The following is a 24,464-nucleotide window of genomic DNA, read 5'->3' as shown; positions in this document are numbered from 1 at the left end:
CGTAAATGATATATAACATAGTTAAACGAAATGTGATAGTTGTCCGGCAAACGTGTTGTACTTACTGCTGATCGTAGTTTAATGACAAATTACAGGGGAAACTTTCTGTATGGATTTATTGCATGTGGACCATATGAAGTTCTGCCAGAATGGGTTTTTGACAAAGTGTTTTGTCCATCAGTTGAAACAGATCCAATCACGGGGGAAGCAAAGGTTGCACAAATTGGATTAAGAAGAATTGAAAGTTCATTGATTCAAGGAGGTTACAATAGAGAAGATGTATTCATTGGACACCCAGATATGTTGCACAAATCAATTGGTCCAGATACCAAAGTTGTAGGAATCAATGTGATGGATCCATTGGGAATGGCACCAGTTACCACAACAATGTCACCAGAAAAATTGTCGTATGTAGCAATGAAATTTAAAAAAATGTGTGCAAGTATAATTCAGCTCAAAAAGAAATATGATTTCAAAGTTGTTGTTGGAGGAAACGGAGCATGGGAATTAGCAAAATCAGATAGAATGAAGATTCATGGAATAGACACAGTAGTAGTTGGAGAGGCAGATGAATTAGCAGTTGATTTGTTCCAAGATTTGGAGAAAAATGATGCACCAGAATTGATGCACTGTTTTGTAAGAAACCTTGAAAATATTCCAGTTATTGAAGGTCCTACAATCAACTCATTGATTGAAGCAATGAGAGGTTGTGGAAGAGGTTGTGATTTTTGTGATGTAAATAAGAGATCAAAAAAAGATTTACCTATAGATAGATTACAACACGAAGCAAAAACTAATTTAGATTACGGTTTTGACTCAATCTGGTTACATTCTGATGAAATGTTACTTTATGGATGTGATAACAGAGACTTTGTTCCAAACAGAGATGCAATTACAGATTTGTGGAAGTCACTAAAAGGACTAGGTGCAAACTTTATTGGAACTACACATATGACATTTTCTGCAGTTGCTGCAGATCCTACACTAATGCAACAAATTTCTCATGTAAATGGACAGGACCAATCAGGAAGATGGCTTGCAACCAATTTAGGAATTGAAACAGTTGCACCAGATATGGTAAAAAAACACCTAGGTGTTAAAACAAGACCATTCTCAACAGAAGAATGGGGCAGTGTAGTTAGAGAAGGTGCAAAAATTCTTAATGAGAACCACTGGTTCCCAGCAGCTACAATCATTATTGGTTGGCCAGATGAAACACCGGATGATATTCAATATACAATTGACATGATGAGCGACTTTAGAGAAATGGACTTTAGAGGATTAGTAGCACCATTATTGTATCAAGATTTTAGTGAAAAGAATTCAATGCACTTTGGAAACTTGAATGAAGCTCAATTTACACTATTTTGGAAATGCTGGGAAAACAACCTTAGAGTAATTAATGACATTATTCCAATTATTCTCAGAAACAAGACCTACGGTCCACCAATGAAAGTTTTCATGTATGGAATTTTGAAGGCAGGAACTTGGGCAATTATGAGATATCTCAGAGGATTGTGCAAGGATCTCTTTAATGGAAGAACTCCTGATGAGATAATTGACAAATATGCTAGAAGTAGATCAGTATCTGCTCCTAAAATTCAAACAAAGAAATTATAGATTTGCAATAGCTGTATCTGCAATCGTATTTCTTTTGGGTGTCAAAGAGATGAAGTAAACTTTGTCTGCTCTTTCAATATTGTCTACTTTTTTGTAAGATTTTGAAGGAACATCAAATTCATAGATTCCAGGTTCCAATGAACCTTTGACATACAACATCAGATATGTTTCCCCAGTAGAAGGACTAAGTGGAATAAATGACATTACATGTTCCTTGTAAGAATTGATTGGAATGGTATTTTTCATGGGTGGGGCAGCTGATGCCAAATACATGAAAAAATCTTCAACAGAATCAAACTCCTCATATTCAATATGCATGAAGTAAGATAATGTGTTTCAGTATAATAACCTAGAGTAATTCTAGAAGATTATTTTCTAGATTTGAGTGATTTGTGGACTTTGAATCCAATTAATGCAGGTGCTGCAATGTACATTGCTAAATTAAGTGCAATAACAGAGATTCCTAATCCTAATACTTCAACTTCTGAACCATCGTCAGCCAATGTCATAATAGACAATGTTGAAATCATTGGTGTGATGAATGCTCTAACTGATTCTTTAAACATAGGATTTTCTCTTTCCCAATCAGCAACAGTTGGGGCAAATGAATAGTATAATGTGTTAAATCCAGTCATAAATGTAGCTCCAGAAGCAGTGGATAATACAGTGTTATCTCTAACTTCTCTAAGTAATTGAATTTGAGGTGCTAATTCAGTTCCATATGCTGCAGTTGCAATAAGACAACCACCACCATCTTCAACACATACTCCATCACGGAATGAGTATCCTGCTGGACATTGTGGTTCTGGTTCGGGTTCTGGTTCAGCAATGACTTGACAAATACCATTAACCATTTCAGTTCCAGCTCCACAGGTTATTGGTTCGGGTTCTGGTGCAGTTGGTTCTGGTTCTGGTTCTGGTGCAGTTGGTTCTGGTTCTGGTTCTGGTGCAGTTGGTTCTGGTTCTGGTTCTGGTGCAGTTGGTTCTGGGGTAGAAGGCGTATCACCACCAGCATAATTTACTGTAGCATCACCTTTAGTAGGACCATAGAAAAATTTGACAGTGTATTCACCAGCGGTTTTCCATAAAGGACCACCGGCAGTAAGGTTCATTTCAAATGTACCATCAGAACCTATGTTACCCATTACTTGACCGATTTGAACTATGCTGTTATCAGGAGATATAATTTGGAAAGTAAGTGCGTGTCCTGCATCTTCATAGTCTACAATGCTCCCAGATATAACAAGAGGATCACCATTGCCAACACTTCCAGAGCTGGATGATGCTTCAATGAATGAATTAGCTGCAAAGGCAGAATTGTTTACACCATAAGATAGAATTGAAATAGATAATAATGTAATTGCTAAAATACTTGCTACTTTCATTTTCATTTTTTTCATGGGTTGTGGGTATTTATGTATTAAATGAAAGAAAAATTGACCAGATCATACCTGAATTATACCTTTTTTGACCAAATATTGAATCGATTTTAAGAACTCATCTTCTGGAATCTGATCATCTGCCCACCATCTTGCAGTATTTTTTATCCAATCGGGAATTTCTTGTTCTGTCGAATTTTGTTCAGAGGAATCAATAGAAATTATTCCTGTCTCAATTAGATGTTCTATTCCACCAATAAATTCATCATCAGATATATTGTTTGAAGACCACCAACGAGCATTATTTTTTACCCAATCAGGAACATTTTCAGAAACTACATCAAATGAGAGAGTTCCAAGGTTTTTACCATCATATGAAAGGGATACAAAATATGTTCCAAGCAAAGTATTTGGATTAATAGTGAATACAGAACGATAACCTCCGCTATTACTTAGAGACGCGCCAAAGTTTTGTTTTGTGTAATCAGGATTTGTAAGTTCAATAGATAATGGAATTCCTCGTTTATGATTTTCAATACTTCCTGTCAGAACTATTTCTTTTGAATCACTCATAGGAAGTACCATTTTTTCTAGGCTTAATTTGGCAGGAGTGTAAAATGATACAGATGACTTTGAATCAAGCAAACTGAAAATATTTGCATTTCCAGAAGCATCACGAGAGTCATGATAACGAACATCAATACTTCCACCAGAGGTATAGATTAGTTTTGAGCCTGTTTTGTCACAAATCTGAGATGGCATTTTGAACACTCCTGCAAATATTCCAGTGCTAGGTCCTGTTTCTACAAGTGTAAATCCAGTAGAGGCTAAACCACCATGCTCAACTCCATTGACAGTACATCGTTTGTAACGAATATCTTTGATTTTAATCTCTAGTAAGATTTCCCCGTCTTTACCTACAGTATCAACGTTGGCAGAGTTTGAATCATTGATCACTGAATAAATTTCAACGGTATCACTTTTCAAATTAAGATCAGAGTCGCTAAGTGTAATTGTTACTGGTTGCCCAAATCGAAATGTTGTTGAATCTAGAGAAACATTTCCTGAATGCGTTGCAGCATCAGATTTACTTGTAGTCGTTGTTGTCACGCCAGATGAATCTAAATCAGCATAGGAGATTGCAATTCCTTCTTCATCAATTAATCTATCAGTAATGATAATTTTTATTTCATCATCGATTGTTTGAATAGTTTGAATAAAATTTGGATCAACTATGTTTAGTTGATTTGTAACTGCATATTCAAGACTACCTTCAAATGTAGATGAATTATCTCGAGTCTCTTCTAGTTCAAAACGATAAATAGAATTGTTTATACTATTATCATTTTTTAATCCAAATGAAAAAAAGTCAAAAACCATTGGAAGTTTGTTTGATTCATTAGAAATTGTAACTGTGTCAGAAGAATCAAAATCAATGATTAGAAAAACATTGCCAGTTTTTGTTTTAATGTTTTCAACATCATCATTATCAATTTGAATAAATCCTTGAGAAGACGACACATCACCATCATCTACAATTACAATCTGAGTAGAATCACGGGTTCCAAATGCAAGGGCAAATGTAGTACTGCTAAAATCAGAAAGTCCTAGTTCATTTTCAAGAGATCTTAGATCATAATTTATCCAGTTTGTTCCATCAGTATTAGATTCTGAAGAATCTATGAGTGAGGATGCCAAAGACAAGGCAGAAATACCCAGATTAATCGATATCATCTCATAAGAAGCATTAGAGACATTTGAGGTGTCAATTAGTAAGATAGCAGAATTTGAATCAGGAACAGATGAATTAGAATCATCACCTCCAGAGATAGTAGGAGAAGTAGAATGGAATTCAACACTGTTTGCATTCTCCAAAGTTATGGGATTCCCTATTGTGAGTGTTGGAATAATTGCAGAGTCTCTAAAGACATCAAGATCATCTCTAGCACCAGTATTCAGATTTTGATCAGGATCAACTAACAATACAGGATATTCAGTACCAGGCCTAAGTGAGTCACCATTTCCTATTGTTAAAACAGGTTTATCATCAAAAGAAACAGAAGCTGTAGAAGAACCAGAGACTACCGAAATAGATTTTTGGTTGTATGTTATTTGTCCAGATTGTCCTCTAGGTGCATCATCTTTGATACCGATTACTGATTGATCATTAGAATCAGAACTAGAGAAGATTCCAGAGTTGGGTCCTTGTTCAACTAGGGTTACAATTTTAGAAAACGTATTTGACACTCCATCAGCATCAATAGAAGAATCAGGTTGGTCATTGTTTGTTTTTAATTCCATAATATTTCCAAGGTTGAGAGATAATTTTCCATTATCGTCAAATCCTAAATTTGAAAGATGTGGAACAAGATTTACCAATCCAGCATTTCCGTTTGCATCATCATTTCCAGAATTATCAAATGCTTGATAAAATGTACTTACAGTAGAATCAACATTAAATGTCCAAGAGTCTTCATCAGTTGGATCTTGGTTTAGCTGAATGTCATTAATAGTTAGAAATACTTCAGAATTTTCAGGATACAGTTCCCTATCAAGTCCTAAACTGATATTCTCAATTTCATCATAATCAAGATACACTTGTTGGGAAGGTCCGCCAGGATTGTATTGTATTGTTACGTCATCAAAAGAATAAAGTTGAATTAATGGCCATGCATCAGCATCTAAACCAATTTGACCAACAGATATGTTAGAATTTGTATTGATTGATTTTGCATTTCTAACGACATTGTTATGATTAGAAGTGGTTGTAGGACTTGAAGTGCATTCAGAAAAAGATGAGTTGCCGTTTGTAGATCCAGTAACAGAATCAGGCCTAGGAATTGCAAAACCATCAGTTTCACTTAGAGATATTCCAAAAACAGATGTTGTAGTATCACGACTACAGAATTCTCCAAAGTCTAATCCTTTACCAGTTAAACCAACAGTAGCATCAGCAATTTTTGCCTTGTCAACATTTGCAAAATATGCATACCAATTTCCATCTGTAGCTTGAACCATACGTAGTGTTTTACCATTAATGGTGACATCAGGTTCGCCTTTGCCTTCATCAGTGTCAGAGATATTGGAATCACGAATAACTACTTCAATTACCATAGATCCTGCAAAAAGATTACCAAATTCTGAATTTTCAGCAGATACTGAAAGATTTGGATTACTAGATGCATCAGCATTCATGGATGGAATTAGAATTAATGAGAAAATTCCTAGCAAAAATAGCCAATTTTTATCCAATATCAAAAAATGAAGTCTCTTTCCAAATAACGTTATCGTATGATTCCTACTTAGAAACTTGTAATACGTGATATAGATTATTAGAAAATAAGATGTTTGTACAAAGAACCAAGGTATTACAGATTTCACTTTTGGCTATTTTTTCAGCATTTTTAGTAGAATTGGTTTTCGGTCTTGTTTCCAATAGTTTGGCACTTATCACAGACAGTATTCATGCATTACTTGACAGTGTAGTAACTCTTGTGTTACTTTTAGCTGCAAGAATGGCAATAAAACCACCAGATGCAGAACATACCTATGGCCATGGAAAAATTGAATCATTAGGGGGATTAATTGGAGGAATAGCAATTTTTCTGATTGCATGTTTTTTCATTTACGAGTCAATTCACAGAATTCAAAGTCCACCACCAAACATACTACCAGGAATGTTTGCAATAATTGGCGGATTATACACAATAGGAGTCGACATATTTAGAATAATTCTTTTGAGAAGATCAATCCAAAAAATAGGAGGTACTACTCTCAAAGCAGATTTCTATCATGCATTTATGGATCTTGGTTCAACACTAGTAGCAATTATTGGAATTGTTTTGGTGTCTTATGGTTTGTATCATGGTGACTTTTTTGCAGCATTAATTTTAGGTGGATTATTAGCAGTACTTAGTGTCAAACTAGTTTACAAAACAGCTCTTGATTTAACAGATATTATTTCACCAGAACTTGTCAAAAATGTTAGAGACATTGCCACATCAACTCAAGGAGTTATTGGTGCAGATCCAATACTAATGAGACGTTCGGGAGATACAACTTTTGCAGATGTTACAATATCATTAAGAGGAGACACAAGTTTTGATAGAGCGCATGAGATAAGCAGTAATGTAGAAAAAAATATCAAAAATAAAATTCCAAATGCTTCAATTACAATCCATTTTGAGCCCAATTGGGAAGATGTTCCATTAGATGCAAAAATTCTAGATATTGCAAAAAGTGTAGAAGGAGTAAGAGGGGTGCACAATGTAAGTACTCATAAAACTAAAGGAAGAACATTTTCAGATTTGCATGTAATGGTTGATAGAGAGATAAATCTATCATTAGCTCACAAAATCTCTGAAATTATAGAACAGAAAATACAAGAAAATATTCCAGAAATAGAACACGCCACAATTCACTTGGAACCATTTGTTACAGTTCCAGAAAATTTTGATCTAGAAGACAAAATTACTGAGGAAAAAATAAAGATAATTTTAGAGAAATATTCTGAAATTAAGAAAATTGGAAGAATAGTCTCACTAAACTTTAAAAATATACTCAAAATTGACATTGATTGTTCATTTGATAAGGAACTATCAATTGAAAAGGTTCACGACTTGACATCAGAGATTGAGCATATTATAAGAGAAGAAATCAAAAATGCGGTAATTACAATTCATCCAGAACCAGAATAAAAAACCTAGAGATCATATCAAGTTGTTGAGTAGTTCTTTGCCTTTTTTTGTCCTAGTACTGTTAGAATTAGATTTCCACTAACATCTTTTTCTATAAATTTTTTTTCTTGAATAAATTCACTTAGTTTTTTCGAGTAATCTATTGTCCACCCTAATGCATTCGATAAAGTTGAAGTGGATACTTGACGATTAGCGCTAAGCTCATCTTGAATGAAAGTTAGAACTATTCCCAAATCTATTTCGAATCTTTGTTTTGTAATACGTCTCCATCTGCTAATCAAGCCTCGATTTGGTGCAAATACCCAGATTAATCCAAATATGGCACCAGCAATTGTGGCCATTGAGCCTGCTATCGACACATCAAGTAAGACTGCAAACAGATAACCTGCAATAGCACTAATAGTTCCCAGTGTTACAGATAGTGCTATCATATGAGATAATCTATCGGTTAACAGATAAGCTCCAGACGCAGGAACTATGAAAAATGCAATGACAAGTATTGCACCAACTGATTCAAAAGCAACAACAGCAGTTGTAGCTACCATTATCATTAACAAATAATGAATCAACATGGGCATCAATCCAACACTTACTGCAACTGAAGCATCAAAAGTGCTAATTTTTAGTTCCTTGTATAGAATTGCAATAAAAGAAATATTTGCAATTGCTAAAACGCCAAGAACCCAAAGAGATTTTGAACCTATGTTAATTTCATCAAGATATAGTGTGTCAAATGGTACAAATTCAATTGAACCATACAGTACATGTTGTGCATCAATGTGTACATTACCAGCTTGTGTGACAAGTATCACACCAATTGCAAAAAGAAATGGAAAGACGATGCCAATGGAACTGTCTTGTTTTAGTTTACCTGTACGATAAAGCATCTCTACAATTGAAACAGTCAAGATACCAGACAGTACACCTCCAACTATTACGGGAATAGTTTCTCGACCTCCAACCATAAACACGGCAATTACTATTCCTAATAATACAGCATGACTAATGGCATCAGACATCATGGCCATTTGTCTTAAAACTAAGAAAGTTCCAATTGATGCACAATTTGCTGCAACTAGTACAGCAGTTCCAATAATAATTAGATCATTAGATATCTCTATCAATTTGAGTTTTCTCCTGAAATAGTATTGATTTCATTAAAGTTACTTTGACGCTGTTTTCTCTTACGGATGTATTGGAAAAGATATCCATTTTTTGGAGAAAAGAAAAGAGAGATGCCCAATATGGTAGTAATTGTAATTACAATAACAGGGCCTGTAGACATTCCTTCTGTAGTACTACTAATCATAGAACCAATCACACCACTTACACCTCCAAATATAGCAGAAAGAATCAACATACTTTTCAAACTAGATATCCATTGCCTTGCTGCAGCCGCAGGAGCTATAAGCATTGAAACCATTAAGACTACACCAACAGTATGCAGACCAATAACAACTGCTACAACTATTACAGATGTTAATAATGCACTAAAGTATTTTGTTGGAAAACCTAAACTTTGTCCAAATACACTATCAAATGTTGCAATTTTTAGCTCTTTGAAAAATATTATCAGAACTACAAAACATCCTGCTGCCAAAATTCCTAGATTTATGATATCTGTTTCTATCAAAGCAGCTGCTTGTCCAAAAAGAAATCTATCCAATCCACCTTGACTTGCACCTCCAATACTCTGCAAGTATGTAAGAAGAACAATTCCAAGACCGAAAAAAACTGAGAGGGTTATTCCAAGTGCTGCATCTTGCTTTATTCTTGTAGTACTTGTAATTGTCAATGTAACAATTCCACCAAACCATGCAAACACTGCAGCTCCCAACATCAAGAGCAGTGAATCTTTTGTTCCAGCAAAAAGATACGCAAATCCAATACCTGGTAATGCAGCATGAGCTAAAGCATCCCCAAACAAGCTCTGTTTTCGTAGAACAGTAAAACATCCCAAAGCACCACTAGTTATTCCTAAAATAGCAGAACCAAGAGCAACATACCTGAGAGTATAATCAGTAAAAATCCCTACAAAGATAGTCAGTATTTCTTCTAAAACCATTCTACATCTTTTATGTTATTGAATAGACATGCGTTGTTTTTCTTGATACGCAATATCCAAATTTTCTTTTGTAAATACTTCTTTTATTGGTCCAGCAGATATCAGATTCCTATTTAGCATTACAACCCAATCAAAATACTTGTCCACAGTTTGCAGATCATGATGAACCATCACAATTGTCTTTCCTTCTTTTTTTAGATCCTCAAGAATTGAGAGTATTGTCTCTTCTGTAATTGCATCAACTCCGTTTAATGGCTCATCCATAAGATAAATTTGAGGATCCTGGGCCAAAGCTCTTGCAAGGAATACTCTTTGTTGTTGGCCTCCAGACAACTGACCAATTTGTCTATCTGCATAATCCTTTAACCCAACTTTTTCCAAACATTCTCTTGCTTTCTCTTTTGTTTGAGAATTAGGACGACGTAACCATCCAAGTTTTCCATAAAGCCCCATCTCTACAACATCTAATGCATCAGTAGGGAAATCCCAATCAACAGTTCCACGTTGTGGAACATACGCCACTTTGCTTCTTTGTTTTGAATATTGTTTTCCATAAATGCTTACTTTGCCTGCAGTGATTGGAACCAATCCCATTACTGCTTTTATCAAAGTAGATTTACCTGCACCATTTGGACCAACAATTGCAATTAATTGTCCTTCAGGTAGATTTAGATCTAAATTCCATAATGCAGGTTCAGTACGATAGGTAACAGAAAGATGTTTGATTTCAATTGGAAATGTTTGTTCGTCATTCATGTTTCTTCGAACCGATTTTTGCTCCATCATTTCAATGCATTCACAATTGTCTCAACATTGTGTGTAAAAGCTCCAACATAGGTTCCTTCACTAGTTCCCTTTTCACCTATGGCATCTGAGAATAATTTGCCACCAATCACAACATCATGTCCTTTATCCTGAACTGCAGCAGTCAAAGCCTCAATTGTGGCAGGAGAAATAGTAGTTTCTACAAATACGGCTTTTATCTTTCTCTCAGATATTTCATCAGCTAAATTTTGAATCTCTCTTATTCCAGCTTCACTATCAGTGCTCCATCCCTGAATTGCCATCTCCTCTAAACCATAAGCATGACCAAAATACTGAAAGGCATCATGAGCAGTTACAAGAACTCGTTGTCCTTGGGAAATAGAATTCATCTTCTCTAAACTATCTTGATCAAGTTCTTCTAATTGTGTCAAATACTCTTGAAGATTTTTTTCATATGCTTGGGAATTTTCTGGATCATATTCACTTAATCCAGTTGCAACAACTTTAGCTGCCTCCATCCACAATTCTGCATCCCACCAAATATGGGGATCAAAATGACCTGTATTATCAAGACTCAAGAGTGATTCATGGGAAATATTTTCAGATACAGCCCACACTGCTGTTCCTTCTCGTCCTATTTTTACAAATATGTCACCCATTTTTCCTTCCAAGTCTAAACCATTGTAAAATACAATATCAGCATCCTGAAGTTTTTTTACATCATTTGCGCTGGGACGATACAAATGAGGATCCACGCCAGGTCCCATTAATCCGGTAACCGACACATTGTCTCCACCAATATTTTCAACAAGATCGGTTACAACATTGGTGGTAGTTGTAACCATAATTGTTTCAGTATTGCCAGCAGATTGTTCTGCATCACTAAGAATAATTTCATCAGAACTGTTGTTTTGAGTAAAAACAGTAGATGACAATCCTGCAATTATTGCTGCAATTACTACAGTTGTAATAATGATCGGTTTTTTCATTTCTAAAAAGAAGTTGTGAAAAGTTTATTTAAATTTAACCTAAGCTAACTTTCTTAGCCCAATCTAACTTTGTTAAACAGGGCTAAATTTTGAAATTAGAAAAATTAGGTTTAAAGTAAAGAAAAAGGTGCCAAAAATATGGAAAAGGCTGGAATCATCCTAGTTGTTTCAGGCACATTAATTGTGGTTGGATTAATTTTGCTTGCAGCTGGAAACCAGGTAATTCTAGAAGGTGTTTTCCAAGGTAATGGGAAAATCAATTCAAGTCAAGATCTGACTATTTCAGGAGAATTTAATTCAGAAGAATCTGCCACAGGGGTTTTTGCAGTACAAGTAATGGAGTTTAAGGAGAATACAGTTTCAGCCAAAATTTTAGATCCGTTTGGTAATGAAATAGTATCAAAAAATGTAGATGAAGAAACTATTGAAGAAGAATTTGACATTACGGACACAGGATCTTACAAATTAATCATTCAAACTGATTCAAATGAAGATATTCAAGTATTTGGTGCAATAGGACCACTTCCAGATGCTGGAAAGAAATCACTTAGTTTTGTTTCAGCATATATTTTGATAATTGGAATGGTTGGATTGGTAGGTTCTGGTATTTACAAAATTAAAAGTAAGAAAAAATCAGTTTAGATAACTATCCATTTTTTCAAGACTGCTAATGGTTTCATCAAAGTTATCTCCACTCTCAACGATACTACTAAGTTTTTCAGAATTTGCAGAAAGAGTAGTTTCACCATCAGTATTTTTTATGATAAATTCATGTTCTATCAAATAAGACAGTCTTTCCAAAACCTCAGATTCAGAAATAGATGCTTGTTGTGCCAAAGATGAACATGTTTTTTCACCGTCTTCTAATTCTGCTAAAATTGAAGATGTCACAGGATCAAACATGCAATCTACAACTTTTTCGCGATCAAAAGTATCTGCCATTTCAATAGAGATGAGAATATTGAAAGTTATAACTTTTCAAAATTCAATAAGATAATTAAGAAAAAAGCCCCATTACCACAGTATGCAAAAACTTTGTCAAAATGACCCATCAGGGAAAGGAGAACATTGTTACTGCATAGATATTGATGCCCAAAGAGGGGTCAAAAAATGTTGTCAGTGCAATCAGTGGAACGTACAAGGGAATGATTGGACTGAAGATGAGGACTTTAGATAATCTAGCAGATACTTGTAGTCAAGCATATAATGCATAAAATCTGAAAATCAACCTAAAATGGTGCCTAGCATGGTTTTTATCGGGGTTTTCTTGAATTTTGGAATACTTGAGCACTCAAGAATATAGACACATTGTTAGGATTGTGGGAAACGATATCCCAGGAGAGAGAAAGATGCTAGTTGGACTCACTCAGATCAAGGGGATTGGATATAATTTTGCCACAGCAATTCTAGACACATTAAACATTGATTCAAACTCAAACATTGGTCACCTTACCGATGAAAATGTTCAAGCAATTGAGAAACTAATTACAAATCCAGCTGAAGGCAACTTTCCAACATGGTTCCTCAACAGAAGAAAAGACATTGAAACTGGCAATGATTTGCATTTGCTAACATCAGATATTCCATTTACATTAAGAAATGATATTGAAAGAGAAAGAGTTACTGCAAGTTGGAGAGGTTATCGTCATCTTAGCGGTCTCAAAGTAAGAGGACAAAGAACAAGAACATCAGGTAGAAAAGGTGGAGCAGTCGGTGTTGCAAAAGGTGGTATGGCAGCTCCTGCAAAGAAATCATCATCTGATGCGCCAGCAGCCGCAGCAGCTCCAACTACAGATGCACCAGCTGCAGAAGCAGCACCAGCAGAAGCAGCACCAGCTGCAGAGGAGAAAAAAGAATAGGTGTTTTGAATGGGAGATCCAAAATATCCACGTAGAGTTTGGAGAAAACCAAAGAGACCTCTTAATTATGAATTAAAAATGGAAGAGTTGAAAACTCTAGGAACTTTTGGATTAAGAACTAAAAGAGAATTATGGAAAGCACATACAGAACTATCCAGAGTCAGACATCAAGCAAGATCATTACTTGCATTAAGACAAGAAGTTAGAGCAGAAAAAGAACCAATTCTAATGAAATCATTAGCTAGAATAGGACTGGTTAGTTCAGATGCAACACTAGATGATGTACTTAACTTGACTGCAAATGATTTGCTTTCAAGAAGATTACAAACTATTGTTACAAAGAAATTAGGATTCAAGACACCATACCAAGCAAGACAAGCAGTTATTCACGGTCACATTATGATTGGTGAGAGAAAAGTAGACATTCCTTCATACACAGTTACAGTAGAAGAAGAAAACAGTATTCACTTTGCACCAGAATCAAAGATTCCACAAGTTTTAGAAAAGACAAAGAGTGAGGCTCCTGCTGAAGAGACAGTAGAGGCTCCTGCTGAAGAGACAGTAGAGGCTCCTGCTGAAGAGAAAAAAGAAGAAAGTCCTTCAACAGAATCATAGAATAATTAGATTTTTCAGTGAAATAACCACACCGCGATAAAATAATAATTACTTAAGCAGTAAATAACCCCCAATTACAGGTAGAATAGACATGTGTTCAATTATCGGCTATTATGGAAAAGAAACTGCAGCACCCATAATCGTAAAGGGTCTAAAGAGAATGGAGTATAGAGGATATGATAGTGTAGGAGTTGCAACAGAATCAGAAAACCAAATTGGATTGAAAAAAGGGACTGGAAAAGTACAAGAAGTCAATTCAAAAGTACAATTAGAAACATTACCTGGAAGAGTTGGAATTGGTCATACCAGATGGGCAACACATGGAAAGGTAACAGATGTAAATGCTCATCCACATCCTAGCAATTCAGGAAAAATTGCAATTGTTCATAATGGAATTATAGAAAATTTTGAAGAGTTAAAAAAAGAATTAGAAAGTGATGGATATGTTTTCAAAAGTGAGACAGATAGTGAAATAATTTCAAATTTACTCCAAAAACATCACGACCAAACAAAGAATGTCAAAGAAACAATTCTAAAAACAGTTTCTCAACTAAAAGGACATTATTCATTTGTTGCAATGTTTGAAGATGGGCAATTAGCAGCTGCAAGATTTCATGAACCATTAATTATTGGAGTAGGAAAAGATGATTACTTTTTGTCAAGTGATGTACTAGGATTTATTGAATTTACGGATAATGCAATCTATATGGAGAATGGAACTTTTGTAATATTTGATAAAAACAAATTCCAAATTTCAGATTTTAATGGAGAACAAACAGGGTATGAAATTACCAAAGTTTCAAAAGAATTTGGAGATGCATACAAGGGAGATTATGCACATTTTACACTAAAAGAAATTTACGAACAGCCTGAGACAATTTTGAAGGCAGGAGAAAAGACATCTAGTGAGATAGAAGCAGCAACAGACTATATCAGACAGGCAAAAAATATCTACATTACTGGTAGTGGAACAAGCTACAATTCAGCACTAATTGCAAAGCAGATTTTGTCAAAATATGTCAAAATCAAGACTGAGTCAATCATGTCTAGTGAGCTTCAGTTTGATCCAAACATTATTGAAGAAAATTCCATCCTAATTGCAATATCTCAGAGTGGAGAGAGTGCAGACGTTTTAGAAGCAGTAAAAATTGCAAAAAATGCAAATTGTAAGATTATTGCAATTGTTAATCTAGTGACATCTTCGCTTGCACGAGAAGCAGATGTTGTGATTGGTTTGAATTGTGGTCCAGAGATTGGGGTTGCTGCAACTAAAAGTTTCACATCACAACTTGTAATCTTGTACAAAATTGTGCAAAAATTAAGCAATAATGACATTACAATTAATTTTGAAGATTTCTCAAAGTCAATTTCAAAAACATTGGACAACCCAACCAACATTCAAAAAATTGCAAAAGAATTGAAAGAAATTTCAGACATTTACATTCTAGGTCGAGGAATCAATTATCCAATTGCAACAGAATCTGCACTAAAACTCAAAGAACTGACATATATTCATGCAGAAGGAATTGCAGGTGGCGAACTAAAACATGGACCTCTTGCCTTAATGGATTCCAATGTATTTGTGATCATACTAAATCCAAATGATTCAACATATTCAGATACTCTTACCAGTGCAAGAGAAATTAAAGCTCGTGGTGCAAAAATTATTGGTGTGTCAGATGTGAAAAGTGATGTTTATGATTATTGGATTGAAATGCCAAAAATTAATGAAGTGTTATATCCAATTTCAGAGATAATTCCAATTCAGTTGTTGTCATATTATGCAGCACTTGAAAAAGACACAGATCCTGATTATCCAAGAAATCTTGCAAAATCAGTTACAGTCAAGTAAATAGTCGTTGGTATTCTTTTTCAGCTAAATTCAACAAAGTTTCAGAGTTATTACCAGTTTTCAGCATTGAAGAAATAATACTGCCACCTGCTCCAACTCCTTCTTTCGCAAATCCTTCAGAAAATGCCCTTAAACCAGAAAATTTGGAATTTTTCATGCCTGGATCTACAGAAAGAATAGGGATATCTGAGATTTCATGAATAAGTTCTTTGAAGTTTGCAGTTTCATCATTTGTAATGTAAGATGTAGTTCCAATTGCAGTGTTTTCTTCATTAAATCCAATTTTTGATGCAAATGCCAAAACTGCAGCCATTTGTGTACCACCTGCCAACATTACTTTAGACACACTAGAAGCAGAACTTAACATTCCAGCAACAAAAGGAATCATCGGATCACCAATTTTTGCAACAATACTGTAGGGATGTTCTGAATCAATTCTTTCAAGTGCAGATGTTACAATTTGATTTTTTAATTCAATAGGATTTTCAGGAATGCTCGAACTAACCTTTGCGTCATAATCTAATGCTTTTAACAATGCTAAAGCAGTAGTTGTTCCACCAGGGATACATTCGCCAATCAATAAACAATCAGTTAATGATGCTAAGATTCTTCCAAGAATTTGACCATATTCAACTGCATGAGATACAATTGTATCATTCATTGCATCTTGAACTAAAATATTTTTTCCAAAAGGCAATCCGGATTCAATAAAAGGTAATTGAGGAACGATTTTACTACCAGCATTAATTGTCAAATGAGAAATACTTGCAGATTCTAAAGCAGTTTTAGTTAATAATCCAGGAGTGGGTTTTCCGTCAGGAGTCATTGGAATTTTATCAATAGTTTTACAATACCCATAATGGAGATATTCTGCATCAGCTGGAGGAGTATATTGAATTGAATCCTTATCAGCACCTGCAAAAGTTATTCCAGGAATTTCAGAAGTTTCAGTATATGAAATAACAAATGAAAAAAGAAATCTACCAGATTTTACAGAATCAATGAAATTTTGAGCCAGATCAACATTTCCATATAATTCAAAATCTTTCAACAAATCACTAACCCATCATATCAAGAAATTGTTGTTCAGTTCTCTTTTGCATTACCATATTTGTTATCTTTTCTTGTCCAAGTGTAGAAATCTCTTTGTGACCATAATTGTGCCCAGAATATAGGACCAAATTATCATCTAATGAATAAAGGATATCAAATAGGCTGTGATAGAGTTCTTTTGCGCTGCCACCAGGTAAATCAATACGGCCACAGTTTCCAACAAACAAAGTATCACCTGAGAAAATTTTTCCATCACCTATCAAACAAATACTATCCTTGGAATGGCCTGGAGTGTGAAGTACTTTTAATTTTGAATTTCCAAATTCTATGACATCACCATCTTTGACTGTGATATCATGTTTTAATTCAGAATTTTCATGTTGAATAATTGGTGCTTTGGTAGATTCTGCCATTGCTTCGTTTCCAATGGTGTGATCAAAGTGATGATGAGTATTAACAATGTATTTTATTTTCAAGTCATTTTCTTTGATTACCATCTCTAACTCAATGAGATCCCAAGATGGATCAATTATGATAGATTCGCTTGTGTCTTCATCTACAACAATGTAAGAAAAATTTTGCATGTTTCCAACTTGGATTTGATGAACTATCATAGAATTCCCTCTTCTGCTTCTGGAGGAATTCCAATTTTTTCTGCAAATAATTCACCAGTCAAGTCCTTTCTTTTTGGAATTCCTTGTTTCATTTTGTGAAATGTCACAGTCATGTCACACTTTGTAAAGATATTTGCAGTTTCACCTGTTTGAGGATCCAATCCAGATGGGACATCCACAGCAAATTTGTAACAATCAGTCTGATTGATGTAATTAATTGCAGATGCGTATGGTTCTCGGATTTCTCCAGATATGCCAGTTCCCAGAATTCCATCAACAATCACATCGGGTTTAAAATCAAAATTAGTAGTTCCTCCAGTCATTAGTTTTACAGAAGGCATTTTCTCTAGAATTGACCAATTCCAATTACTTTCTTCAGTTTTGATATTTTCAGGATTTCCAAGAAGCATAACTGTAACTTTTGCATTGTATCCAGCAAGGTGTCTTGCCATGACTAATCCATCACCACCATTGTTTCCCATACCAACAAAAATCAAAATATTTTTTGAATCTACATTTCCAAGTTTTTCAACTAATCTTTTTACTGCGGCAGCACCAGCATTTTCCATCATGAATTTTTTTAAAAATCCCATATCATGACCTTTATTTTCAATATTGTACATTTGATCAACTGTTATTTCCATAATTTACGTAAGAATCATATCCAAAATAAGAGTTTAGAAAACGGCTTTATCCAAGGTATTATGAACACCAGATATGACATTAAAAAATGTAAAACCATCATTGAATAAAATTTCAAAGACTTTAGGAAACGTTCAAGATTCAAGAGAATTTTTACTGAAAAACACTAGAGAGATAATCGTTCTTTGTAGTAGATCAATAATTGCAATTCATAAAAATGATACAAAGACAGGAAAGAACAATCTAAAAAAAGCAGAATCACTATTAAAAAAATACAAGAAAAAAGCTACAGGAGATTTAAGAAGATATATCATTACTCCCGAACAAGAATTTGTTGAAGCTGCATGCCTAATTGCAATTGTAGAAAAAAAAGAAATCCCATCAGATAAAAAATTAGGAGTGATGCCAGAATCATATGTTTTGGGATTACTAGATTGTATTGGAGAATTAAAAAGAATGGTTTTTGATAAAATCAGAATTGGAGAAATTGAAGAAGCCACAAGAGTTTTTGAAGTAATGGAAAACTTGTATCTGCAACTTTACACTTTCTCGATGTATGATAAAGTGGTAAAAGAAGCAAGAAGAAAAATCGATGTAAATAGAATTTTAGTAGATGATGTGAGATCTGCAATTACTGAAGAAAAAAGAAGGACTGAATTAATTAAAACACTCAAAAAATTTGAAAAATGATTTTCAAAGTTTGTATGCGGGCGATGGGATTTGAACCCACGAACTCCTGAGAGACTAGCCCCTCAAGCTAGCGCCTTTGGCCAGGCTGGGCGACGCCCGCAAAGAAATTTCCATGTATGGTTTTTATAATCCTTGATTACTTTTTCGTTCGTATGTTAATTCCTGTTAGATGTTTTACATGTGGAAACCTAATTGCAGACAAATATGACGATTATCAAAATAAAATCAAAGCTGGAGAAGATCCAGAGAAAACTCTAGAATCCCTTGGAATCGAGAGATATTGTTGTAGAAGGATGTTACTAACTACGGTTGAAACAATTCAACAAGTAATTCCATTCTATGAAGCAATTCAGAGAAGAAAACAAGAAGTTCAATCTGAGTTAGAATAACTTGGCCAAGATCACTTCGATTGAAGGACGTATTCTATACAATAGTAGAGGCAGCAAAACAATAGAAGTAGATGTTGAATCTGAGGGAAAATTTGTAGGAAGAGTTTGTGCCCCATCAGGTGCAAGCGTTGGCAAATATGAAGCAGTTAGTTTCCGCAATGGAAGGCCTGAAGACAGTCTTCAAGTTTTGAAAGAAAATTCTCAAAAATTTATTGGGTTAGAGTCATCTGATCTAAAAGGAATTCATGATACACTGAAAAGTTTTGATAATTCATCAAATTATTCAGAAATTGGTGGAGCACTTGCTTTTGCAGTAACAATTGCATCCATGGAATCAGCATCAAAAGCACTAGACCAACCACTATTCAAAACACTATCAAATGAATCATCATTCAAATTTCCATTTCCTTTAGGAAACATCCTAGGTGGAGGAGCTCATGCAGGGCCAGGTACACCAGACATTCAAGAAATATTGATTTGTGCAACCGGAGCAAAAACTATTGAGGAATCAATTGAAACTAATTTGGCAGTACATAAAGAATTGCGTAGTGTTTTAGAAAAAGAAGATCCTAATTTTACAAATGGAAGAGGAGATGAAGGGGGATGGGCACCAAAGTTAGAAAATCAAAAAGCATTAGAAGTTTCTGCAATGGCTTGTGAGAATTTAGGATTTACTTTAGGAAAAGAAGTATCTTTAGGAGTAGATTTTGCATCATCAACACAATGGAATGAAGAAAAATCAAAGTATGTTTATGACAGAGCAGGTTTTGAAAACACAACATCAGAACAAATTGATTTTGCAGCAGACATTATTGAAAAATTCAAATTAATTTATGCAGAGGATGCAGTTCACGAAGAAGCATTTGAAGACATGTCAGAATTAACAGCTAAATTTCCAAATACGCTAATCACAGGAGATGATTTGACAGTAACAAACAAAGGTATTCTTTCAAAAGCCATAGACAAGAAATCATGTAATGCAGCAATTTTGAAAGTTAATCAAGCAGGAAGTCTTTATGATGCACTAGAATTTGCAAACTTGGCAAATGAAAATAACATTAGATTAATCACATCACACAGATCAGGTGAATCTACGGATTCACAAATTTCCCATATTGGTCTTGCAACAAAGTCAAAAATGCTCAAAGTTGGCGTTGTTGGAGGAGAAAGAGTGGCAAAATTAAATGAATTATTACGCCTATCAGAGCATGATTTAATACGCGGTATGGCAGAGGTTTAAAATCGCTATGAGCCAACAAGCAGAAACAACAGACATCAAAAAGAAGATCCTATCTACAGGAATCAGAGTGGGTACACAAGTTAAAACAAAATTCATGAGACCATTCATCACCAAGGCTAGCCCAGAAGGACTTTACATGCTTGATTTGGATATCACACTGGACAAAATTAAGACTGCTGCTAAATTCATCAACAGATTAGGTGTAGAGAATCTTATTGTATGCTCAGGCAGACAATATGCAGAAACACCAATTGAAAAATTCTGTGAAACATTAGGTTCAAAGAAATTACTTGGAAGATTTATGCCAGGAACTCTAACAAACCCATCATTACCATATTACATTGAACCAAAATTGGTTTTAATTTCCGATCCTCAAGTTGACGAACAAGCAATTACTGAAGCAACTAATGCAGGCATTCCAGTAATCGGAATTGCAAATACAGATAATATTACATCAAATCTAGATGTAATCATACCAGCAAACAACAGAGGAAGAAAAGCGCTAGCTACAGTTTACTGGTTATTGGTACGTCAAATTCTCATTGAAAAAGGAGAACTAAAAGAAGAAGACCCAATGAATATTGAAATTGATGATTTTGAAACAAAGATTACCGAAGAGGAAATCGAATAAATAAATCAAAACTCTAAAGCATTTACTTTTGAAATCTAAAGCCTCTGCTCCTGGAAAAGTTATTCTTTTTGGAGAACATTTTGTTGTGTATGGAGTTAAAGCGATTCTTTGTGCAATTAACAAAAGAATCGCAGTTACTGCAGAAAAAATTGATGAAAGAAAAATTTCAATCAAATCTAATATTGGTCACCTTGAATTAGAACCAAACAAACCAATTTCAGAAATTAATTCACCGCTAAAACCATTTTATTATTTGGCAAATAAAATAATTCAAGATAAAAATTTTGGAATCAAGATAGACGTTGAATCAGAAATTCCATTAGGTGTTGGTTTAGGTTCATCATCTGCTTGTTGTGTAGCAGGAGCAGCTGCAATTTCAAATCTATTTGAAAATAATTCAAAAGAAGAGATTCTAAAACTTGCAATAGAGGCAGAAAAAACAATTTTTCAAAACACATCAGGTGCAGATTGTACGGTTTGCACTTTTGGAGGATTAATGGAGTACGACAAGGAAAATGGGTTTTCCAAAATAGAATCTGAGCCTAATTTTCATCTAGTTATAGCAAATTCAAATGTTGAACATTCAACAGAAAGTGTTGTGGCAGGAGTAAGAAAATTCAAAAAAAACAATGAAGCAGAATTTTCAAAATTATGTAAAGATGAATCACATCTTATTGAAAATGTATTAGAATTGTTAAAAGAAAATAACATTAGAGAACTTGGTGAGAGAGTAATTAAGAATCAAGAGTACTTGGAGAGAATTGGAATTTCAAATGCCAAACTCAGAGAGATGATTCAAACTGGACAAAATTCATCATTTGGTGCAAAAATTACAGGTGCAGGAGGAGGAGGATGTATTTTTGCCCTTACAGATGAATCAAATTTAGAAAATACGATCAAAGAATTCAAAGAAAAAAATCACGAATGTTTTTCTGTAAAAATTGATTTCAAAGGACTGGATACTTTTTAATTATATAGATAGTTTGGAACAAATATGATTCTAATAAAATTAGGTGGTTCAATTATTACAAATAAGGAAAAACCACTGTCAGCAAGAAGAAAGACAATAGATAATCTTGCAAAGAGTCTAAAAAAGATCCAAGAGCCAATAATAATAGTTCACGGAGGAGGATCCTATGGACATTATTGGTCTGTTAAGTATGACATGCACACTAAAGAAAGAAAATACGATTTGAGAGGAGTTTCAATTGTAAAAAATTCCATGATTGAACTAAACAAGATAATTTTAGATTCATTTCTAAAAAATAAATTAAAACCATACTGTCTACCACCCACAGATTTCATGACAGGGAACAAACCAATACCAAAAAAAGTAAAAGAAATTGAAAAAATCTCAAAATCAGGCTTGATTCCAGTCACTTTTGGAGATGCATTATGGTATGGACAAAACAAGACATTCATTTTATCAGGAGATAAAATAATGACACATCTTGCAAAAATTCTAAAACCCAAACTTTGTATTTTTGCATTAAATGAGGACGGAGTGTATTCAGATCTTAAATCTAAAAAATTAATTCACGAATTAAAAGGAGAACGTCCATCAATTTCTGAAAATAAAATGGATGTAACAGGAGGAATGACTAGAAAAATAGAAGAGGCATCAAAAATTTCAAAGATGGGAATGAATGTATTTTTTGTCAATGGGAACAAACCTGAAAGAATAGTGAAAGCGGTTAAAAATAGGAAATTTGAAGGAACATTGTTCAGAGGGAAATAATGGCTGAAGAATTTGTTATCTTAGTAGATGAAAACGATAATCCGATTGGAAAAGAAGAGAAAGTAAAATGTCATTTGCCAAATGGAAAACTACACAGAGCATTTACTGCATTATTGTTTGATGATAGTGGAAGACTGGTACTAACAAGAAGGGCAAAAGAAAAAATGTTATGGCCAGGAGATTGGGATGGAACATTTGCAAGCCATCCTAGAGAATCAGAAACTTATGTCTCATCAGGTGAAAGAAGAATGCCTGAAGAATTAGGTATTGAAGGAAAATTAGATTATTTACACAAATTCGAATATCATGTGCCATACAAAGATGTAGGTTCAGAAAATGAAATTTGTGGAACATTAATTGGAGTAATTGACAAATCGACAGAACTAAAAGAGATTGAAGGCGAGATAGACGAAATAAAATGGAGTTCAGCTGATGAATTACTTTCAGAAATCAAAACAAAACCTGAAATTTATTGTCCATGGATGTTAATTGCATTAGAATTACTTGAAAAATCAGATAAATCTGTGCTTGAAAAACATGCAAATATCTTATCTACATGGATGACGAATGAGGTTCATGAAGGATTGCAAAATGCAATCAAAACACATTTGCCAGAAGAAAAATGGAGATTAGTAAATGAAAAAAACTAAACAAATTGAAAAAAATGCAAAAACTGTAAACAAGTATCTTAAATCAAAACTAAAAGGTAATCCAAAAAAACTCTATGATGCTGCAGGTCATCTTATAGTTCATGGAGGAAAAAGACTCAGGCCATACATGGTAATTAGAAGTTGTCAAATTTTGGGAGGAAAATCTTCCAATGCAATGCCAGCAGCTAGTGCAGTGGAAATGGTTCATAATTTTACTTTAGTTCACGATGACATTATGGATAATGATGAAATGCGTCACGGAGTTCCAACCACACATAGAAAATACGGCATGCCGATTGCAATTCTTGCAGGAGATGTGTTATTTTCAAAAGCATATCAAGTAATTTCAGATACAAAATTATCACCAACTGCAACAACACATCTTATCTCACGACTTGCAAAAGCATGTGTAGATGTTTGTGAGGGACAACTACTTGATGTCAAAATGGCTGAAGAAAAAAAAATTCCTACACAATCGCAATACATTACAATGATTGGAAAGAAAACTGCAGCATTGTTTGATGTATCCTGTGCAATGGGAGCAATATGTGCTACAAATAAAGGCAAAGACATTTCAAATCTTTCATCATTTGGAAGAAACCTAGGAATTGCATTTCAAATTACTGATGACTTGATTGGTGTGATGGGAGATCCAAAAATTACAAAAAAACCAGTAGGTAATGATCTTCGAGAAGGTAAAAAATCACTTCCAATACTAATGGCAATAAAGCTCGCAAAAGGCAAAGATAAAAAAATTATTTTAAAGGCATTTGGAAATTCAAAAATTTCAAGAAATGATCTGAACAAGGCAGTAGATGTAATTCGTTCTCTTGGTATTGAAGACAGTGTCAGGAGACAGGCACTAAAATACGCTGAAAAAGCCGAAAAATCACTCTCAAAATACTCTGGTTCAGCAAAAACTGAACTTATTGCATTATTAGATTTTGTAGTTAAGAGAAGTGTCTAGACATCATAT

The 24,464-nt window shown here is 34.3% G+C and carries 25 protein-coding genes and 1 tRNA gene; 14 read left to right on the top strand and 12 right to left on the bottom strand.

Annotated features, from left to right (window positions below):
* Positions 1-39: 39 nt before the first annotated feature.
* Positions 40-1,620, top strand: a complete 1,581-nt coding sequence (locus tag NMAR_RS01790) for a B12-binding domain-containing radical SAM protein (protein ID WP_012214719.1) — start codon at positions 40-42, stop codon at positions 1,618-1,620.
* Here the strand turns inward: NMAR_RS01790 and NMAR_RS01785 are convergent.
* The 3 genes from NMAR_RS01785 to NMAR_RS01770 are packed head-to-tail and all read right to left on the bottom strand — an operon-like array spanning position 1,615 to position 6,251.
* Positions 1,615-1,938: a hypothetical protein gene (locus tag NMAR_RS01785; protein WP_012214718.1), complete on the bottom strand. Its 324-nt coding sequence runs from the start codon at positions 1,936-1,938 to the stop codon at positions 1,615-1,617. The genes NMAR_RS01790 and NMAR_RS01785 overlap by 6 nt on opposite strands.
* A 50-nt stretch (positions 1,939-1,988) precedes the next feature.
* The gene (locus tag NMAR_RS09640; protein ID WP_187146574.1) at positions 1,989-3,011 is read right to left on the bottom strand and encodes a CFI-box-CTERM domain-containing protein; all 1,023 of its coding nucleotides are present in this window, start codon (positions 3,009-3,011) and stop codon (positions 1,989-1,991) included.
* A 54-nt stretch (positions 3,012-3,065) separates the two neighbouring features.
* Entirely contained in the window at positions 3,066-6,251 is a 3,186-nt protein-coding gene (locus NMAR_RS01770) for a peptidase (protein WP_148680023.1), read from the bottom strand.
* A 92-nt stretch (positions 6,252-6,343) separates the two neighbouring features.
* Here NMAR_RS01770 and NMAR_RS01765 point away from each other — a divergent pair, with 92 nt between their 5' ends.
* Positions 6,344-7,696 (top strand): cation-efflux pump, encoded by a 1,353-nt coding sequence (locus tag NMAR_RS01765; protein ID WP_012214715.1) that lies wholly within the window; start codon positions 6,344-6,346, stop codon positions 7,694-7,696.
* Positions 7,697-7,713: 17 nt separating this feature from the next.
* On the opposite strand, the gene NMAR_RS01760 is transcribed toward NMAR_RS01765, so the two are convergent.
* The 4 genes from NMAR_RS01760 to NMAR_RS01745 are packed head-to-tail and all read right to left on the bottom strand — an operon-like array spanning position 7,714 to position 11,515.
* Positions 7,714-8,820, bottom strand: a complete 1,107-nt coding sequence (locus NMAR_RS01760; protein ID WP_012214714.1) for a metal ABC transporter permease — start codon at positions 8,818-8,820, stop codon at positions 7,714-7,716.
* The gene (locus tag NMAR_RS01755) at positions 8,817-9,761 is read right to left on the bottom strand and encodes a metal ABC transporter permease (protein WP_012214713.1); all 945 of its coding nucleotides are present in this window, start codon (positions 9,759-9,761) and stop codon (positions 8,817-8,819) included. Before NMAR_RS01755 ends, NMAR_RS01760 begins: the two co-directional genes overlap by 4 nt.
* 15 nt (positions 9,762-9,776) lie before the next feature.
* Complete coding sequence (locus NMAR_RS01750; protein WP_012214712.1) at positions 9,777-10,547, bottom strand: metal ABC transporter ATP-binding protein; 771 nt, start codon at positions 10,545-10,547, stop codon at positions 9,777-9,779.
* Positions 10,544-11,515: a metal ABC transporter solute-binding protein, Zn/Mn family gene (locus NMAR_RS01745; protein WP_012214711.1), complete on the bottom strand. Its 972-nt coding sequence runs from the start codon at positions 11,513-11,515 to the stop codon at positions 10,544-10,546. The genes NMAR_RS01750 and NMAR_RS01745 overlap by 4 nt, the downstream gene beginning before the upstream one ends.
* 138 nt (positions 11,516-11,653) lie before the next feature.
* Here NMAR_RS01745 and NMAR_RS01740 point away from each other — a divergent pair, with 138 nt between their 5' ends.
* The gene (locus tag NMAR_RS01740) at positions 11,654-12,157 is read left to right on the top strand and encodes a hypothetical protein (protein ID WP_012214710.1); all 504 of its coding nucleotides are present in this window, start codon (positions 11,654-11,656) and stop codon (positions 12,155-12,157) included.
* Here NMAR_RS01740 and NMAR_RS01735 read toward each other — a convergent pair.
* On the bottom strand, positions 12,149-12,457 hold the full coding sequence (locus NMAR_RS01735) for a hypothetical protein (protein WP_012214709.1): 309 nt from the start codon (positions 12,455-12,457) through the stop codon (positions 12,149-12,151). The two genes, NMAR_RS01740 and NMAR_RS01735, sit on opposite strands and share 9 nt — an antisense overlap.
* 341 nt (positions 12,458-12,798) lie before the next feature.
* Between NMAR_RS01735 and NMAR_RS01730 the strand changes: the two genes are divergently transcribed.
* The 3 genes from NMAR_RS01730 to glmS all read left to right on the top strand — a co-directional run bounded on the left by NMAR_RS01730 (position 12,799) and on the right by glmS (position 15,841).
* Positions 12,799-13,374 (top strand): 30S ribosomal protein S13, encoded by a 576-nt coding sequence (locus NMAR_RS01730; RefSeq protein WP_148680022.1) that lies wholly within the window; start codon positions 12,799-12,801, stop codon positions 13,372-13,374.
* Positions 13,375-13,383: 9 nt separating this feature from the next.
* A complete protein-coding gene (locus tag NMAR_RS01725) occupies positions 13,384-13,989 on the top strand; it encodes a 30S ribosomal protein S4 (protein ID WP_012214707.1) in 606 nt (201 codons plus the stop codon).
* Positions 13,990-14,080: 91 nt separating this feature from the next.
* A complete protein-coding gene (gene glmS, locus NMAR_RS01720; RefSeq protein ID WP_012214706.1) occupies positions 14,081-15,841 on the top strand; it encodes a glutamine--fructose-6-phosphate transaminase (isomerizing) in 1,761 nt (586 codons plus the stop codon).
* Here glmS and cobT read toward each other — a convergent pair.
* From cobT to NMAR_RS01705, 3 genes are read right to left on the bottom strand one after another with little or no spacing between them, the layout of a single operon-like run.
* Positions 15,834-16,892 carry a nicotinate mononucleotide-dependent phosphoribosyltransferase CobT gene (cobT, locus tag NMAR_RS01715; protein WP_148680021.1) on the bottom strand — a complete coding sequence of 353 codons (1,059 nt, stop codon included), beginning with the start codon at positions 16,890-16,892 and terminating at the stop codon, positions 15,834-15,836. The two genes, glmS and cobT, sit on opposite strands and share 8 nt — an antisense overlap.
* Positions 16,893-16,899: 7 nt before the next feature.
* Positions 16,900-17,508 (bottom strand): MBL fold metallo-hydrolase, encoded by a 609-nt coding sequence (locus NMAR_RS01710; RefSeq protein WP_012214704.1) that lies wholly within the window; start codon positions 17,506-17,508, stop codon positions 16,900-16,902.
* Positions 17,505-18,152: an NAD(P)H-hydrate epimerase gene (locus tag NMAR_RS01705; protein ID WP_012214703.1), complete on the bottom strand. Its 648-nt coding sequence runs from the start codon at positions 18,150-18,152 to the stop codon at positions 17,505-17,507. Before NMAR_RS01705 ends, NMAR_RS01710 begins: the two co-directional genes overlap by 4 nt.
* 73 nt (positions 18,153-18,225) lie before the next feature.
* On the opposite strand from NMAR_RS01705, the gene NMAR_RS01700 reads away from it, so the two are divergent.
* The gene (locus tag NMAR_RS01700) at positions 18,226-18,840 is read left to right on the top strand and encodes a translin family protein (RefSeq protein ID WP_012214702.1); all 615 of its coding nucleotides are present in this window, start codon (positions 18,226-18,228) and stop codon (positions 18,838-18,840) included.
* Positions 18,841-18,855: 15 nt separating this feature from the next.
* On the opposite strand, the gene NMAR_RS01695 is transcribed toward NMAR_RS01700, so the two are convergent.
* Positions 18,856-18,940 (bottom strand) — tRNA-Leu (locus NMAR_RS01695).
* Positions 18,941-18,992: 52 nt separating this feature from the next.
* Here NMAR_RS01695 and NMAR_RS01690 point away from each other — a divergent pair.
* Genes NMAR_RS01690 through NMAR_RS01660 form a run of 7 tightly spaced genes read left to right on the top strand, consistent with a single transcriptional unit; the run spans position 18,993 to position 24,455 of the window.
* Positions 18,993-19,229 (top strand): DNA-directed RNA polymerase subunit N, encoded by a 237-nt coding sequence (locus tag NMAR_RS01690; RefSeq protein WP_148680020.1) that lies wholly within the window; start codon positions 18,993-18,995, stop codon positions 19,227-19,229.
* 1 nt (position 19,230) lies between these two features.
* A complete protein-coding gene (gene eno / locus NMAR_RS01685) occupies positions 19,231-20,469 on the top strand; it encodes a phosphopyruvate hydratase (protein WP_012214700.1) in 1,239 nt (412 codons plus the stop codon).
* Between the two features lie 7 nt (positions 20,470-20,476).
* The gene (gene rpsB, locus NMAR_RS01680) at positions 20,477-21,100 is read left to right on the top strand and encodes a 30S ribosomal protein S2 (protein WP_012214699.1); all 624 of its coding nucleotides are present in this window, start codon (positions 20,477-20,479) and stop codon (positions 21,098-21,100) included.
* Between the two features lie 28 nt (positions 21,101-21,128).
* Positions 21,129-22,070 (top strand): mevalonate kinase, encoded by a 942-nt coding sequence (gene mvk / locus NMAR_RS01675; protein ID WP_012214698.1) that lies wholly within the window; start codon positions 21,129-21,131, stop codon positions 22,068-22,070.
* Positions 22,071-22,094: 24 nt separating this feature from the next.
* A complete protein-coding gene (locus tag NMAR_RS01670; RefSeq protein ID WP_012214697.1) occupies positions 22,095-22,838 on the top strand; it encodes an isopentenyl phosphate kinase in 744 nt (247 codons plus the stop codon).
* Positions 22,838-23,488 (top strand): isopentenyl-diphosphate Delta-isomerase, encoded by a 651-nt coding sequence (gene idi / locus NMAR_RS01665; RefSeq protein WP_012214696.1) that lies wholly within the window; start codon positions 22,838-22,840, stop codon positions 23,486-23,488. The genes NMAR_RS01670 and idi overlap by 1 nt, the downstream gene beginning before the upstream one ends.
* Positions 23,475-24,455, top strand: a complete 981-nt coding sequence (locus NMAR_RS01660; protein WP_012214695.1) for a polyprenyl synthetase family protein — start codon at positions 23,475-23,477, stop codon at positions 24,453-24,455. Before idi ends, NMAR_RS01660 begins: the two co-directional genes overlap by 14 nt.
* Positions 24,456-24,464: the final 9 nt, after the last annotated feature.

This window comes from Nitrosopumilus maritimus SCM1 (genome assembly GCF_000018465.1).
GTDB classification, from domain to species: Archaea; Thermoproteota; Nitrososphaeria; order Nitrososphaerales; family Nitrosopumilaceae; genus Nitrosopumilus; species Nitrosopumilus maritimus.
This window is presented reverse-complemented; position numbering and strand designations above follow the sequence as displayed.

Coding starts and splice junctions, on each gene's coding strand:
- NMAR_RS01785 (WP_012214718.1), bottom strand. CDS start 1,938: ATGCATATTGAATATGAGGAGTTTGATTCTGTTGAAGATTTTTTCATG.
- NMAR_RS09640 (WP_187146574.1), bottom strand. CDS start 3,011: ATGAAAATGAAAGTAGCAAGTATTTTAGCAATTACATTATTATCTATT.
- NMAR_RS01765 (WP_012214715.1), top strand. CDS start 6,344: ATGTTTGTACAAAGAACCAAGGTATTACAGATTTCACTTTTGGCTATT.
- NMAR_RS01755 (WP_012214713.1), bottom strand. CDS start 9,761: ATGGTTTTAGAAGAAATACTGACTATCTTTGTAGGGATTTTTACTGAT.
- NMAR_RS01750 (WP_012214712.1), bottom strand. CDS start 10,547: ATGATGGAGCAAAAATCGGTTCGAAGAAACATGAATGACGAACAAACA.
- NMAR_RS01745 (WP_012214711.1), bottom strand. CDS start 11,515: ATGAAAAAACCGATCATTATTACAACTGTAGTAATTGCAGCAATAATT.
- NMAR_RS01740 (WP_012214710.1), top strand. CDS start 11,654: ATGGAAAAGGCTGGAATCATCCTAGTTGTTTCAGGCACATTAATTGTG.
- NMAR_RS01735 (WP_012214709.1), bottom strand. CDS start 12,457: ATGGCAGATACTTTTGATCGCGAAAAAGTTGTAGATTGCATGTTTGAT.
- NMAR_RS01725 (WP_012214707.1), top strand. CDS start 13,384: ATGGGAGATCCAAAATATCCACGTAGAGTTTGGAGAAAACCAAAGAGA.
- glmS (WP_012214706.1), top strand. CDS start 14,081: ATGTGTTCAATTATCGGCTATTATGGAAAAGAAACTGCAGCACCCATA.
- NMAR_RS01710 (WP_012214704.1), bottom strand. CDS start 17,508: ATGATAGTTCATCAAATCCAAGTTGGAAACATGCAAAATTTTTCTTAC.
- NMAR_RS01705 (WP_012214703.1), bottom strand. CDS start 18,152: ATGGAAATAACAGTTGATCAAATGTACAATATTGAAAATAAAGGTCAT.
- NMAR_RS01700 (WP_012214702.1), top strand. CDS start 18,226: ATGACATTAAAAAATGTAAAACCATCATTGAATAAAATTTCAAAGACT.
- NMAR_RS01690 (WP_148680020.1), top strand. CDS start 18,993: ATGTTAATTCCTGTTAGATGTTTTACATGTGGAAACCTAATTGCAGAC.
- rpsB (WP_012214699.1), top strand. CDS start 20,477: ATGAGCCAACAAGCAGAAACAACAGACATCAAAAAGAAGATCCTATCT.
- NMAR_RS01670 (WP_012214697.1), top strand. CDS start 22,095: ATGATTCTAATAAAATTAGGTGGTTCAATTATTACAAATAAGGAAAAA.
- idi (WP_012214696.1), top strand. CDS start 22,838: ATGGCTGAAGAATTTGTTATCTTAGTAGATGAAAACGATAATCCGATT.
- NMAR_RS01660 (WP_012214695.1), top strand. CDS start 23,475: ATGAAAAAAACTAAACAAATTGAAAAAAATGCAAAAACTGTAAACAAG.